General features: G+C 68.7%; 12 protein-coding genes and 1 pseudogene. All 13 read left to right on the forward strand.

The window, feature by feature from the left end; translation table 11 throughout:
• Positions 1-28: 28 nt before the first annotated feature.
• The 13 genes and pseudogenes from ABT041_RS32060 to ABT041_RS32120 all read left to right on the forward strand — a co-directional run bounded on the left by ABT041_RS32060 (position 29) and on the right by ABT041_RS32120 (position 12,880).
• Positions 29-1,555 carry a WXG100 family type VII secretion target gene (locus ABT041_RS32060; RefSeq protein WP_351191083.1) on the forward strand — a complete coding sequence of 509 codons (1,527 nt, stop codon included), beginning with the start codon at positions 29-31 and terminating at the stop codon, positions 1,553-1,555.
• A 30-nt stretch (positions 1,556-1,585) separates the two neighbouring features.
• Positions 1,586-2,968: a type VII secretion-associated serine protease mycosin gene (mycP, locus tag ABT041_RS32065; protein WP_351191085.1), complete on the forward strand. Its 1,383-nt coding sequence runs from the start codon at positions 1,586-1,588 to the stop codon at positions 2,966-2,968.
• A 162-nt stretch (positions 2,969-3,130) separates the two neighbouring features.
• A complete protein-coding gene (locus ABT041_RS32070) occupies positions 3,131-3,550 on the forward strand; it encodes a hypothetical protein (RefSeq protein ID WP_351191087.1) in 420 nt (139 codons plus the stop codon).
• A gap of 5 nt (positions 3,551-3,555) precedes the next feature.
• Positions 3,556-5,409, forward strand: a complete 1,854-nt coding sequence (locus tag ABT041_RS32075) for an alpha/beta hydrolase (RefSeq protein ID WP_502976634.1) — start codon at positions 3,556-3,558, stop codon at positions 5,407-5,409.
• A complete protein-coding gene (locus tag ABT041_RS32080; protein WP_351191091.1) occupies positions 5,406-5,984 on the forward strand; it encodes a hypothetical protein in 579 nt (192 codons plus the stop codon). Before ABT041_RS32075 ends, ABT041_RS32080 begins: the two co-directional genes overlap by 4 nt.
• Before the next feature lie 486 nt (positions 5,985-6,470).
• Complete coding sequence (locus ABT041_RS32085) at positions 6,471-6,950, forward strand: hypothetical protein (RefSeq protein ID WP_351191093.1); 480 nt, start codon at positions 6,471-6,473, stop codon at positions 6,948-6,950.
• A 104-nt stretch (positions 6,951-7,054) separates the two neighbouring features.
• A pseudogene (locus tag ABT041_RS32090) lies at positions 7,055-7,342 on the forward strand (oxidoreductase); the annotation flags it as partial.
• A gap of 119 nt (positions 7,343-7,461) precedes the next feature.
• Entirely contained in the window at positions 7,462-8,262 is an 801-nt protein-coding gene (locus ABT041_RS32095) for a S8 family serine peptidase (RefSeq protein ID WP_351191095.1), read from the forward strand.
• Positions 8,263-8,310: 48 nt separating this feature from the next.
• Positions 8,311-8,730 (forward strand): hypothetical protein, encoded by a 420-nt coding sequence (locus tag ABT041_RS32100; protein ID WP_351191097.1) that lies wholly within the window; start codon positions 8,311-8,313, stop codon positions 8,728-8,730.
• Between the two features lie 35 nt (positions 8,731-8,765).
• Positions 8,766-11,084 carry a DUF6571 family protein gene (locus tag ABT041_RS32105; RefSeq protein WP_351191099.1) on the forward strand — a complete coding sequence of 773 codons (2,319 nt, stop codon included), beginning with the start codon at positions 8,766-8,768 and terminating at the stop codon, positions 11,082-11,084.
• A 5-nt stretch (positions 11,085-11,089) separates the two neighbouring features.
• Positions 11,090-11,749: a protein kinase family protein gene (locus ABT041_RS32110; protein ID WP_351191101.1), complete on the forward strand. Its 660-nt coding sequence runs from the start codon at positions 11,090-11,092 to the stop codon at positions 11,747-11,749.
• A gap of 12 nt (positions 11,750-11,761) precedes the next feature.
• Positions 11,762-12,412 carry a hypothetical protein gene (locus ABT041_RS32115; RefSeq protein WP_351191103.1) on the forward strand — a complete coding sequence of 217 codons (651 nt, stop codon included), beginning with the start codon at positions 11,762-11,764 and terminating at the stop codon, positions 12,410-12,412.
• Between the two features lie 66 nt (positions 12,413-12,478).
• Positions 12,479-12,880 carry a hypothetical protein gene (locus tag ABT041_RS32120; RefSeq protein WP_351191105.1) on the forward strand — a complete coding sequence of 134 codons (402 nt, stop codon included), beginning with the start codon at positions 12,479-12,481 and terminating at the stop codon, positions 12,878-12,880.
• Positions 12,881-13,348: the final 468 nt, after the last annotated feature.

The raw sequence follows: 13,348 nt of genomic DNA on the forward strand, positions 1-13,348 counted from the left end.
CACCTGACGGACACGGGGGAAGAGTCGCATGGGTAACGGGCCCAAGAAGCCGGAGCCGAAGTCGACTTCGCTCGAAGGCATGTCGAACGAGCAGCTGCTGGCGATGCTCACTCCCATCCAGCACGACCGCGCCGAGGCGCTCTCGGGGAAGCTCAAGAGCGCGGCGGAGGAGATCACCAAGATCGCCGAATACCTGCGCAACCGCGCCCACGGCGGTCTCAGCTGGAAGGGCGTGGCGGCGGACTCGTTCGTCGAATGGACTTCGGCCACGGCGAGCGCGACGTTCCAGCTCGCCGACTACACGAGGCTGGCGGGCGATTGCCTGGCGGAGTCGGCTCAGGCCATGGCCACGGCGAAGAGCGGCGTGGACGAGATCGCCGAGACGAGCGCCTCGGCGAAGACGGACTACGCGAATGCCCAGCGCACGCTGAACGCGGCCCGCCACGACCCCGGCGCCGGCAAGACCGAGGTCAAGACGGCGACCGACGACATGAACGCGGCGGCGAGCGCGCGGGAGCAGGCGCGGATCGAGGCGCTGATGAAGCTCCGTTCGCTGGGGCAGACCTACACGTTCACGGGCGAGCGGGTGAACAGCGCGCCGCGGCCGGAGTTCCCGCCGCCGGCGGGGATGAACGAGGCCTGGATCTACGAGTCGGAGAACATCCAGGTGCCAGGGCGTTCGTCCGGGACCGGTACGTCCTCCACGACCGGTACGACCGGCACGTCCTCCACGCGGCAGACCCATGACGTCATCGGCGGGCGCACGGAGACCACGAGCGACGGGAGTGTCGTACACGGCTCGGACGGGAGGACGACGGACACGGGCGGCACGGTGCGACCCGGCCCCACGCACGTCACGCCCGATGCTCCCGTCGACCTGGGGATCGACAGCACTGACACCCTGCCGAAGCCGACCACGACCGGTCCGACGACGCCGGCCCCGGGAGGCCCACCGCCGATCGGCAAGCCGGACGGCGGCACACCCCCGTTCGTGACCACCGGCGTGCCTCCGCTGACCGTCAAGGGAGGCCCGGGCCCCTTCGGCCCCACGTCGCCCCTCACCGGCGGCACCGGCAACCCACGCAGTCCGCTGACCGGTGGCCTCCGCACCACGACGCCCAACATGCCCCGCGAGGGCATCAGCGGTGGCCGTCAGGTCCCCAGCACCACGGGCCGGCCCCAGACCGGCCTCCCGCGCAGCACCGTCATCGGCAACGAGCCCGCCGGCCAGGGCCGGACGGGCATGGGTCGGGGCATGGGCGGCGCGCACGGCATGGGTGGCCCCATGGGCGGTGCGGCCGGCCAGAACGGCATCAGCGGCGGCCGTCGCCTCGCCGGCGAGACCGGTGGAGTCGTCGGCGGCAGGGCGCAGCGCACCGGCGCCGCCGGTGGCGGGAAGCCCTTCACCGCCGGTGGGTCGGGCCTCGTACGCGGAAACGCCGCGAAGCCCGGTGAGCGCGAAGAACAGCACGGAGAACGTCCCGACTACCTGGTCGAGGACGAGGAGACCTGGCAGCAGGGCAGGCGACCGAGCGCTCCCCCGGTCGTCGACTGACCCCGTAGGCAGAAGGGCACGGAGAAGCAGATGCGAACCAGCGGTGGACGGGCCATGCGGTCCGGCTCCCTGACGGCGGCCGCCATGGCCCTGACACTGCTGGGCGTCGGTGCGACTCCGGCTCACGCCGAGTCGGTACGCGACATGCAGTGGCACCTGGATGCCATGGGCGCGGACAAGATGTGGAAAGTCAGTCAGGGCGAGGGTGTCGTCGTCGCGGTCCTCGACTCCGGCGTCGACGACACCGTCGCCGACCTTCGAGGCCAGGTGCTGCCGGGCAAGGACTTCTCCCGCTTGTCAGGAGACGAGAACAACGACATCGACGGTCACGGCACCGGCATCGCCGCGCTCATCGCGGGGACGGGCGCTCGCGGACCGGAGCAGGGATCCTTCGGGCTCGCACCGAAGGCCAAGATCCTTCCGATCAGGATCCCCTACAACCAGGAGCAGTTCCAGCAGAAGGGCCACGTCGACCCGTTCTCGGTGAACATGGCGAAAGCCATTCGCTTCGCCGCGGACTCCCAGGCCAAGGTCATCAACATCTCTGCGGCCCAACACGAGCAGAATCCTGATCCGCAGCTCGCGGAGGCAGTTCGGTACGCACTCTCCAAGAACAAGCTGATCTTCGCGGGCGTGGGAAACAGCGCCGACACGACCAACGACGTGATGTACCCCGCGGCGACGCCCGGTGTCGTCGGCGTGGGTGGCCTCAACAAGAAGGCGGCCTGGTGGCCCAAGTCCGAGACAGGTCCGCAGGTCGACCTCGCTGCCCCGGCTGAGGATGCCATCAGCGCATGCTCCAAGGGAACCCAGCTGTGCAAGGGCAGTGGTACGAGTGCCGCCACCGCCCTCGCCTCCGCCTCCGCCGCCCTGATCTGGTCCAAGCACCCCGACTGGACCAACAACCAGGTCCTGCGCGTCATGCTCAACACCGCCGGCAAGCCGAAGAGCGGGAAGGCGCGGACCGACTACCTCGGCTACGGCAGCATCCGCACCCTTCGCGCGCTGACCACCCCGGGCGACCCCGGTGCCCCCGACGTCTACCCGCTGCCGGACCTCGCCGCCGCCGAGGCGTCCGCGTCGCCCTCGCCGTCCGCGAGCGCGTCGTCCACTCCGGCCCCGGCGGAGCAGGGCAAGGGCAACGACAAGCCGGCCACCGCAGCCCCCGCCGCGGAGTCCGACAGTGGGAGCGACACCGGTCTCTGGATCGCCCTGGGCGTCGGTGCCGCCCTGCTGGTCGGCGGCGCGGCCGCGGTCGTGGTCGTCCGTTCCCGGCGCCGCGGCGCCGTTGTTCAGGCTCCGCCCCCGGCGATGCCTCAGTACGCACCGTACGGCGCCGCCCCGCAGCAGCCCGCCCCGTACCAGCAGAACGCGCAGTACGGCCCGCCTCCCGGACCGGGGCAGCACGGCTGAGCCCTCCAAGCTGCGGGCGTTGCAAGCAGATTCCGCATTGCGCTTGCACACGACCCCTGGGTCCCCGGTAGCGTTACCGCGAGCGGGAAGCTGACACATGAGAGTGCGACCAACGGGGGAGAGTGCATGGCTGGCGAAACGCAACCGCAAAGCCTGCAACAGTTGCTTCAGTTCGAGGGAGGCGACTCGTCGGCCGAGCAGGGGATGAGCCTTGCGGGCGTCGCGCCGGAGTCCGGGGGCGGAGGAGGCGCGGACGCGGATCTCAAGCACACCGAGGGGCCCTGGACGCACGCCGCGGGTGTGGTCGTGGAGCTGCAGGCCGACACCGACACAGGGCTTACTCAGCTGGAGACCGCGCACACCGGCGTCCAGGCCCATACCGAGGGCCTTGAGACGACGGCCGCGCTCAGCGCCGTGCTCTTCTCCTGGCAGGAGCGGCTGAAGAGCGTACGGGACGAGGCCGGGAGCCTGGAGGCACCGCTGCGGAAGGTCGCCCAGGACCACGGTGAGCTGGAGGCCGCCCAGAAGGCGATGTTCTCCCAGGTCGCACCCCTGCCCAAGCAGGGCAAGGGGGGTCGGTGACCGCCATGATGTCGATGCAGGAGCTCAAGGACCTCAAGCTCAACGAGCTCACGGAGGCCGCCAGGGGCTGGGGCGAAGTCAGCAAGCGGGCGTACCAGTCCCGCAAGCGGGTCGACGGCGACGTGGTGCCCAAACTGACGGACGTCACGAAGGGCATGGCCACCACCTCGGCGGCGTTCCGGCTGGGGCGGTTGAGCCGCAACTACCAGTACATCCACACCGAGTGCGGTCTGCTGCAGGTCTCCCTCGACGGACTCGCCGAGGAACTGGCCGTCCCCCAGCGCAACTTGCTCAACGCGCTGGCCGAAGCGCAGGCGCTCGGGTTCACGGTGCACCCCGACGGGTCCGTCAGCTACCCGGCCGCCGGTGACGAGGTCGACGGCCAGCAGCCGCAGGGTGACACCGTCCGGCGTGCCGACGGCCTCTTCGGGCGCATGGCCACCGACGTGTCCGCCCTGGCCAATCCCAATCCGAACGCCGCCAAGGCGCAGCACATCGCCGACGCGATCGGCAGCGCGCTCGTGGAGGCGCAGACGATCGACGGCGAGTACGCGGCCGCCGTGCGCAGACTCAAGGCCGAACAGGGCCTGGACGTCACGGAGAACAGCTGGGCCGACGTCAGCAAGGACGCGCAGGCGGTCCATGGGGCGGCGGACGACGTCTTCAAGGACGACATCCCGACGGGCGGGAGCCCCGCAGAACGCAAGGCGTGGTGGGACGGGCTCAGCGAGGAGGACCGGATCGCGTACATGGCCGCGTATCCGGACACCGTAGGCAACCTGGACGGGATCCCTTCGCTGGCCCGTGACGAGGCGAATCGCACGTACCTGCCTCAGCTCATGGGGAAGCTCGCCGACCAGGGCGACGAGGCGTCGATGACCAAGCTCGCCGGCCTGCAGGGTATTCAGGACAAGCTGAACACGGCCACCCAGCCGCCCATGCTTCTACTTGGCATCGGGGATGAGGGCAACGGGCGCGCCATCGTGGCCTTCGGTAATCCGGACACCTCCAAGAACGTCTCCGCCTATGTGCCCGGTCTTGGCACCAAACTCGATGCCGAGTTCGCGGGCGGAACAGTGAAGAGGGCTTTCGACACGGCGAAGGGCGCGCAGGAGATCGATCCGTCCAGCGCCTCCATCGTCTGGCTGGGTTACGACGCTCCGCAGGACATCGACGTCATGTCGGAGGGCGACGCCCAGCGCGGCGCTCCCGCGTACAACTCCTTCATGGAGGGGCTGTCGACGACGAATACCTTGGGCGACGACGCACACATCACCGCCATCGGTCATAGCTACGGCTCACTCACAGTCGGCCAGGCCACACAGATGCAGCCCGGCGGCATTCCAGGAGTCGACGACATCATCCTGGTCGGTAGCCCCGGTGTCGGCGTGGACAAGGCCACGGACCTGGGCGTCGACCCGGGCCATGTCTTCGTCGGCGCGGCCGACAACGACGTCGTCACGAAGCTCCCGAGCAAGGACGAAGGGAAGGCCACCGGAGGTGGAGCTGTGCTCGGCGGGATACTGGGTACGGTGACCGGGGGCCCAGTAGGTACGGTCACCGGTGCGATCTCGGGTGGACTCGCCGGATACGGCATCGGGGAGTCTTTCGACCGAGGCCACGACGACATCTACTTCGGCAAGGACCCGGCGAGCGAGGCATTCGGCGCCACCAGGTTCCGAGTCGACCCGGGCCCTGAACTGGTGGACGTGAAGTTCCCCGAATTCTGGGAGACCCGGCCCGACCTCAACGCGCACTCGAACTACTTCACACCTGAGAAGGACCAGATCTCCGCGAACAACATCGCGGCGATCGTCGCCGGCGAGCCCGGCAAAATCATCCCGGAGGCACGACGATGAAACTGCGCGCGCTGGCAACGACGAGCCTGGTCATCCTGCTCGCGGGTTGCGGCATGTCCGGCGGGACACAGACGGGTGGCAGGGGAACGATGGAGCCGAAGATGAACATGCAGCAGGCCGCGGAGCGGGCCGACCAGATCCTCGACGAGACGTTCGCCGCCATCGTCCCGCCGGTTCAGTGGACCCACGGGTCCGCCATGCCGGGAAACTGCTCGACGGACCGTAGGCGGACGGTCATGACGATCATCTCCGAGGAGCGCATGCCCGCGTTTCTCGGCCTCGTCGACCGATTCTGGAAGAGCAAGGGATTCACGTTCCGTGCCGCGAGCAAGGACAAGCAGGCCGCGTACTACGTGACGCCGGACGGCTTCCAGTTGAGCGTGTTGTTCGGCTGGAAGGGACAGGCCCACTTCGAGGTCACCACCCCCTGCGTGGAGAAGTCCGACGTGCTGCCCCCCACCACACCGCCGAACGGCCCCGACTACAGCAAACTGCCGCCCACCGCGCCGAACGTGACGTCGGATTTCTGGTCGGCGAAGAAGACCCCGGCCCCCAGCGCCTCGCCGAGCAGTTGAGGTCCCGCCGCGCCCGGCCGGGTGGCCGCCGGGGCTGACGGGGCGGTCGGCGTCGTGCTGGAATGCGATCGGCTGGTCCCCGTCCACGAGGGCATGCGCTGAACGGAGCCGAGACGAAAAGCCGTTACGGGGAGAGCATGGCGTTCGACGAAGGCCAGCGGAGCGGCCAAGGCGACGACGACGTGTGGTTCGGCAAGGACCCGGCGAGCGAGGAGTTCGGCGCGACCCGATTCAGGACGGAGAAGGCCCCAACGCCCTCACGGAGTTCACCCTCGAAGCACACTCCAACTGCTTCGACCCCCAGAAGGACCAGATGTCCGCTGACAGTATCGCCAACATCGTGGCCGGCAATCCCGGCGGCATCACCCCGGAGGCCAGGCGATGAGGGTACGGGCAGCCGCTGCGGTGGCCGCGCTGGCGGTGCTTCTCACCGCTTGCGGTCAGACGGGGAACTCGGGGAGCGCGAACGAAGGAAGGGCCCAGGACATGAACATGCAAGAGGCGGCGGAGAGGGCCGACGCGCTCCTGAACGACACCATCGCGGCAATCGAGCCAGCCGTGAAATGGGACCACGGGATTTCCACGGACGGCGGGTGCGAGGTCTCGCGACGCATCTCCGTCACGACGGTCATCTATCCGGAACGTGTGGGTAGTTTCCTGGGCGTTGTGGAGCGCCACTGGGAAAAGAGTGGCTTCACCCGTAGGGGAACCAACAAGAGTGAGAAGACTCCGGCGACGTACTTCGTGACGCCGGACGGATTCCAGATCAGGCTTCTTTTCGGGTACCAGAGGCAAGCACACTTCGAGGTCGCCACCCCTTGTGTGGAGAAGTCCGACGTCCAGCCCCCCAAGGCGGTGCCCGGCGGGCCCGCCTACGACGGCAACAAGCCGCCCCTGCCGGGCGAGCAGTCCGACTTCTGGTCCGCGCATACGCCGATCTCAGGGTCTTCGGCCACGCCTTCCTGACGACAAGACCGGGGAGCCGAAAGGGGCGGGGCGGCCGAGGCCTGCGGAGGACTCGACAAGGGTGCCCCACAGGAGCCCCGCTCAGGACCGTTGCGGACATCGAACTGGGCGCGGCCCTCACGGAGAACCTCCGCACGGCCCGCGGTCTGGTCCGGCACCCCGACTTCACGGGGTACGCACTCCCGACATCCCTGGATGCCCCGGACATTCGCATCGTGAAACTCGTCGAGGAACGCGACGTGGTGGCGCCCTTCGGCGCGAAGGCGGCGAGCGCGATCCCGGTGGTCACCGCACCGGCCGCGGTGGCCTCAGCGGTACGCGCGGCAACGGGCCGCCCGGTCAACCGCCTCCCGATCCGCTCCCAGGCGGCGGTCGCCGTGCCCAATTCGTAACCATGTGATGTCCGTTGCTTGTGCAACCGGGAGGTGCGGACTTTCGTCGTTCCTGACTACAGTGAACTTCTAGACTGGCCGTTGACGGCACGGTGGGTTCACGGGGGAGGAGCGCGGGCGTGCGCGCCGAGATGGAGGGCATGACGTCCGGGATGCGGACGCAGGCCGTCAAGTACAGCGCCGACTCCATGGACGAGTTCAAGAAGGATGTCGACAAGCTCATCGACAACGGGGCCTTCGGCCTGGCCCCGGGGGCCAAGGGGTCTCTCGTCTTCGCCTCCGTCGGGAACAGCGGCGACACGAGCAACGTGATCGAATACCCGGGGGCGACCCCCGGCGTGGTCGGCGTCGGCGCTGTCGACGACAAGGGCAAGCGCATCCCGGTGTCCGAGTACGGCCCCCAGGTCGACGTCGTCGCCCCTGGAAAAGACATGGTGCACGCCTGTGGTGGAGGAACCGGCCTCTGCAAGGGCACTGGTACCAATGACGCCGCCGCCATCGCCTCCGCGGCCGCCGCGCTGCTCTGGTCGAAGCACCCCGACTGGACCAACAACCAGGTCCTGAAGGTCATGCTCAACACCGTCGCCGGGCCCAGCGGGGGCGAGAAGCGCAGCAACCACGTCGGCTTCGGCGCCCTTCGCCCCCTTCGTACGCTGAAGACGCCCGGCGACCCCGGCCCGGCCGACGTCCGGCCCATTGACGACCTCACCGAGGCGCCGAAGGCGACTCCCACGCCCTCCGCCGACCCGTCCTCGGCGGCCCCGGCCCCTTCGGAGTCCACCGTCGCCCCCGCCCCGGCCCTCGCCGCCCAGGCCTCCAAGGACGGTAGCACCGCCCTCTGGATCGGCCTCGGGATCGGTGCTGCCGTGCTGATCGGTGCCGCCGTTGCCGTACCCGTACTCCGGTCCCGGCGGGGCTGAGCCCTACCCCTGCCATCGGCCGTCCGTAACTCACTCATGGGGAAGTAGATGTCGTTCGACGAAGAGTGGACACAAGTCCGCAGCGAGACCGCGGCGATGCGGCTCAACAGCGTGCCCATGGACCCCGGCGGCGGTGGCGGCGGGGCCAGTGACTACAAGGTGACCTCCGCCGACCTCAAGGCCATCGGCAACGAGGCCCAGGAGCTCTTCCACTGGTTCGAGCGGGACGCCTTCCATGCCGGCGCCCAGACCGACACCGCGGCCAAGAGCCTCGACGGCGACGGGTTCCTGACCGGCGCGGCGATGTGGACGATGTGGGACACCTGGCGCGGCCAGGCCGAGGCGCTCCTCAGCGCCTGCGCGCACATCCACAACCACCTGGAAGACACCGTCGTCAGCCATACCAACCACGAGGAATCGCTGATCACGAACTTCTCCATGTCCGAGATCGACAAGCACTTCAAATGAGCCGGGCCCGTAACAACGGCTGACGAGGGAAACAGATGCTGAAGTTCGACCAGGTCCTCCACGCCCACCTCGGAGGCCTCAAAGAGGCCGTCACCGTCTGGTCGGAGACGGTTTCCAAGCTGGAGAAGACCAAGGAGAAGGCCGAGACCGGCCTCCAGGGCAAGGCCGACAAGGCCGACTGGAAGGGCGAGAACGCCGGTGTGACGCAGGCGTTCGTCCGCAAGACCGCCAAGGAGTTCGGCGACGCGCTGACCGAGGCGAGCAGCATCCGCAACATCCTGCGGGACGCGGAGAGCGAGTTCCAGGCCGCCAAGTCCGAGCTGGAGAAGCTCGTCGCGGAGGCCCCGGGCAAGGGCATCCGCATCGACCAGGACGGTGTCGTCAGCTATCTGATCCACCCCGACCGCCGCGCCAAGGACTACGACGGGCCCAAGCCCGAGCAGGCCGACTTCGAGGCCATGCGTTCGGCGATCAAGGCCGCGATCGACAAGGCCAACAACGCCGACGACGTCGCCTCCCGCGCCCTGCGCGGACTCGTCGGCAGCGACAAGATGAACTTCTCCGGCACGAGCTACGACTCCCTCAAGGCCGCCTCGAAGGCACAGGACGCCGAGGACGCGCACGCCGCCTACGAGCTGTACAAGAAGGGCGACGACGCCACCCCCGAGGAGATCGACAAGCTCAACGCCCTCTTCAAGGCCAACCAGAAGGACCCGTACTTCGCCGAGAAGTTCGCCCTCGAGGTCGGTCCGAAGGGCAGCATGGAGTACTGGGCCGACATGGGCGACCCCAGCGACGGCTCCCGGCTCGGCGTCGACCACCGCGACAAGCTCAAGGAACTCCAGACGAACTGGAGTCTGACGCTCGCCACCGCGACCCATTCCACCAGCCCCGAGATGGAGCAGTGGAAGGCCGACGTCATCAAGGCCGGCGGCGAGCCGATCCAGACGCGCGGCACCAGCCCGTACGGCTTCCAGGTCATGTCCAACCTGATGCGCGTCGGCGACTACGACGACAAGTTCCTCAAGGACTACGGCAACGGACTCGTCATCACCGAGCGGAAGATGACCCACGACGGGGCGCTGCCCGCCGACCGCGCCTGGCGCCAGATGACCGGTATGCCGAGCCACCTGAACTGGATGGGCGGCGACCTCGGCAACGACCCCATGGTCGGCTTCATGGAGGGTCTCGGGCACAACCCCAAGGCCTCCACGGACTTCTTCAACGGCGACATCGACCTCACGCCCGAGAACACCAAGGACGACAAGAAGCTCGACCCGTTCGACTACTTCACCAAGGACCGCGAGTGGCCCGAGGAGATCAACGACAAGGGTGACCGCACCAAGGAGCCCGGCTACAACGCGCTCGGCCACGCCCTGGAGTCCGCGACCACCGGCCACCCGTACGACGCCGAGGCCGAGGGCCTCAAGGACGTACGGACCAAGGAGAACGCGGAGGTCATGCAGAAGGTCGTCGAGCGCTACGGCAGCGACCCCAAGTACATGCACGAGCAGCCGGGCATCGACGACAGCCTCGGCAAGATGGGCGCCGCGTACATCGACGAGCTGAACCGCTCCCTGGAGACGGACAGCGACACGACGATGGAGGAGAAGCGGAACTCCCCCTTCGGCTTCAACGACGGCAAGGGCGGCTCGCGGTTCGGCTCCGAGTTCGACACCGGCCTCCTCTGGAACCGCGGCGACGCCGTCAACTTCATGGGCATCGTGTCCCAGAGCGAGACCGGCCACTCCACCCTCTCGGCGGCCGAGTCGCTGTACACGACGAGCGTCCTCGACGAGGTCGGCCCCAAGCCCGGCTCCACCTTCGACGACCGCGACCTCACCGACGCGCGGACCACATTGCGCGTCGGGTCGGAGGCGCAGGGCATCCTCGACGAGTCCCGGATGGCGCAGATCGACAAGGACTACGAGAAGGACTCCGAGGAGCACAAGAAGGCCGTCGGCCGGACGACCGAATGGGTCAAGTTCGGTGTCGGCGCGGCGGCTGCGGGCGGCATCGCGGTCCTGACCGGCGGTGCGGGTGGCGTACTGGTACCGCTGGCCGCCGAGACGGTGGGCGGCGCGGTGACCACCGTCATCGGCATGGAGGCCGACGACATGGCGGAGAAGTACGAGAAGGACGAGCTGCTGAAGAAGAAGTCGGACGACCTGTCGGACGAGGCGCTGGCCATGGGCAAGGAGAACTCCCTCCGCCCCGGCATCGCCTACGCCAACGCCCCGGGCTGGAGCGAGAAGGACCGCAACTACCTCGACGAGGAGCTCGTCAAGTACGTCCGGGACTCGCGCATGCACGCCCGCGACAACTCGCTGCCCGACCCGTACGAGAAGAAGTGACGCACATGCGGTCTGTACTGACCGGGATCGGGGCGGCCGTCGCCATGGCCGCCCTCCTCACCGGATGCGGCGGCGACGGCGGGGACGCCACGGCGGGCCCGGAGGGCCTCACGGCGGCCGAGGCCTGCGGAGGCTTCGCCGAGGACGCGCCGGCCTCGACGGCGCTCAAGGCCGTCCTGGGCGGCGAGCGCTACGAGGACAACCTGTCGAAGCCGGAGAAGGCGCTCGACAGGCTGCGGGAGGACGCCGCCGCGAAGTGGGCCGACTCGTACCGGCCGCAGCCGGTGACGTACTGCGGCCTCCAGTCCGCCGAGGAGGTGTCGAGGAACCTCAAGATCGAGGTGAACGCGGTGGGCAAGGGCCCGTACCTGGGTCCGGAACTCGCCGAGAAGGTGACCTCGTACACCTCGGGGCTCGAGGCCTTCACCTCCTCCACGCTCGGCCACGTCTACTTCACCTGCCGTCTCAAGGCGCCCGCCCACGAGATCGTCGTCGAGACGACCATCTGGGGACCGGCGGGCGTCCCGGACACGGACACGGAGCAGCGGACCCGGCTGATCACCCTCGCCAACGCGGCGGCTCGCGACGTCTCGGCGAAGCTGGGCTGCCAGGGGGAGGACGGGCTGGCGGCCGGGGTGCCTGCGCGCGCTGCGGCGGCCTCCTGAGAGAGTCGTGCCATGCGCACCACCACCGTCCACAGGATCGTGCTTCCGGTCGCCGCCCTCGTGCTGGCGGCGACCGGCTGTACGCAGGGAACCGACGACGCCTCCGCGAAGGGGCAGGCCGCCTCGGAGGTCTGCGGTGCGTTCGCCAAGGAGCCGCGCGTGGCCTCGGCCCTCGAGGCCGTCGCGGGCAAGGGCGTCCGGCTGACGAGCGACCGGTCCGAGCCGGACAGGGTCGTCGGCGAGCTGCGGAAGGCCGCGCGGACGCCGCAGAGCGGCAAGAAGCGGATGCGGGGCATCCCGTTCTGCACGCTGGAGGCGGCGGAGGACGGGAAGAACGTCCTGAGCATCACCCTCCGGGAGGCCCTGGCCGTCCCTGGCAGCGACATCTCGAAGGGCTTCGTCACGGTCTACGCCACCGGGCGCCTCGCGACCTCGTCCGACCTCTACGCCGCGATCTACTTCACCTGCCGGATGCCGGCGCCGGCGCACACGATCGTCCTGGACGCGGAGCTGGAGCGGGCCGACGAGAACGAGGCGGATGGCCCCGGCATCCGGGACGAGCAGATCGTTCTCGCCAATGCGGCGGCTCGGCACCTTGCCGGTGAGCTGGGGTGTGCGGATACGGGGCTGGTCGAGGGTGTGCCGGCGAAGGCGCGGCCATGAGGCGACCTGCACCCCGGACACCGGCAGCGCCCCGATCCTGCCGTTCTCGGCGCGATCGTTCCGCCCGTGCAGTGGACGCATCGGCAGACCATGGCGGGCAACTGTTCCAGCGACCGCTCGCGCACGGTCATGACCATCATTTCCGAGGAGCGGAGGGGCGCCTTCCTCGGCTTGGTCGATCGGCACTGGAAGAGCAAGGGTTTCACTTTCCGCGCGACGAGCAAGAACAAGCTGGCCGCCTACTATGTGTCTCCGGACGGCTTCCAGGCCAAGGTGCTGATCGGCTGGAAGGGCCAGGCGCACTTCGAGGTGACCACCCCGTGCGTGGAGAAGTCCGACGTTGCTCCGCCCACCACACCGCCGAACGGCCCCGACTACAGCAAACTGCCAGCTACCGCACCGAACGTGACGTCCGACTTCTGGTCCGCGCATACGCCGATCTCAGCGTCTTCGGCCACGCCTTCCTGACGACAAGACCGTAGGTGTAGCGGGGGTTGGGACTGCTCGACCCCGACTCGTATGAGAAGAACGGACATGGGCAAGGTGCTGAAAAGGATCGGTGCGGTCGTGGTGCTGGCGGGGGCGTGGTTTCCGGAAGCCGGTACCGTGCCACCTGCCGTTGCTTCGTGACCGGCAGGGAGGCCCTGTCCTCGGATCGCCCTGCGAAAATCCTGTTCACGTGCCGCACGGCGGACTCGGCAGAAGACCGTATCGTCAGTGCCGAACTCGAGAGGCTGAACGAGAGCGCCGCGAGCGAGAAGACCTTCCTGGCCACCAGATGACGGTCCTCAACGCTGCCGTCCACACTGGCGCTACGAGGCTGGGCTGCGGGGACGCCAAGCTGGTTGACGGAGTTCCGGCTGAAGAACGCTCCTGACATCGCAGCCTGTACGGGCGAGGATCGTTACCTCACCGACAGCCGGGGGGGCTCTCCGT

Origin of the sequence: Streptomyces sp. NPDC002825 (assembly GCF_040295385.1) — a bacterium.
In the GTDB taxonomy this organism is placed as follows: domain Bacteria; phylum Actinomycetota; class Actinomycetes; order Streptomycetales; family Streptomycetaceae; genus Streptomyces.

Excerpts from the sequence above, each read along its gene's own strand:
- ABT041_RS32110 (WP_351191101.1), top strand. The coding sequence starts at position 11,090 with ATGCGGTCTGTACTGACCGGGATCGGGGCGGCCGTCGCCATGGCCGCC.
- ABT041_RS32080 (WP_351191091.1), top strand. The coding sequence starts at position 5,406 with ATGAAACTGCGCGCGCTGGCAACGACGAGCCTGGTCATCCTGCTCGCG.
- ABT041_RS32085 (WP_351191093.1), top strand. The coding sequence starts at position 6,471 with ATGAACATGCAAGAGGCGGCGGAGAGGGCCGACGCGCTCCTGAACGAC.
- ABT041_RS32060 (WP_351191083.1), top strand. The coding sequence starts at position 29 with ATGGGTAACGGGCCCAAGAAGCCGGAGCCGAAGTCGACTTCGCTCGAA.
- ABT041_RS32100 (WP_351191097.1), top strand. The coding sequence starts at position 8,311 with ATGTCGTTCGACGAAGAGTGGACACAAGTCCGCAGCGAGACCGCGGCG.
- ABT041_RS32115 (WP_351191103.1), top strand. The coding sequence starts at position 11,762 with ATGCGCACCACCACCGTCCACAGGATCGTGCTTCCGGTCGCCGCCCTC.
- mycP (WP_351191085.1), top strand. The coding sequence starts at position 1,586 with ATGCGAACCAGCGGTGGACGGGCCATGCGGTCCGGCTCCCTGACGGCG.
- ABT041_RS32105 (WP_351191099.1), top strand. The coding sequence starts at position 8,766 with ATGCTGAAGTTCGACCAGGTCCTCCACGCCCACCTCGGAGGCCTCAAA.
- ABT041_RS32075 (WP_502976634.1), top strand. The coding sequence starts at position 3,556 with ATGATGTCGATGCAGGAGCTCAAGGACCTCAAGCTCAACGAGCTCACG.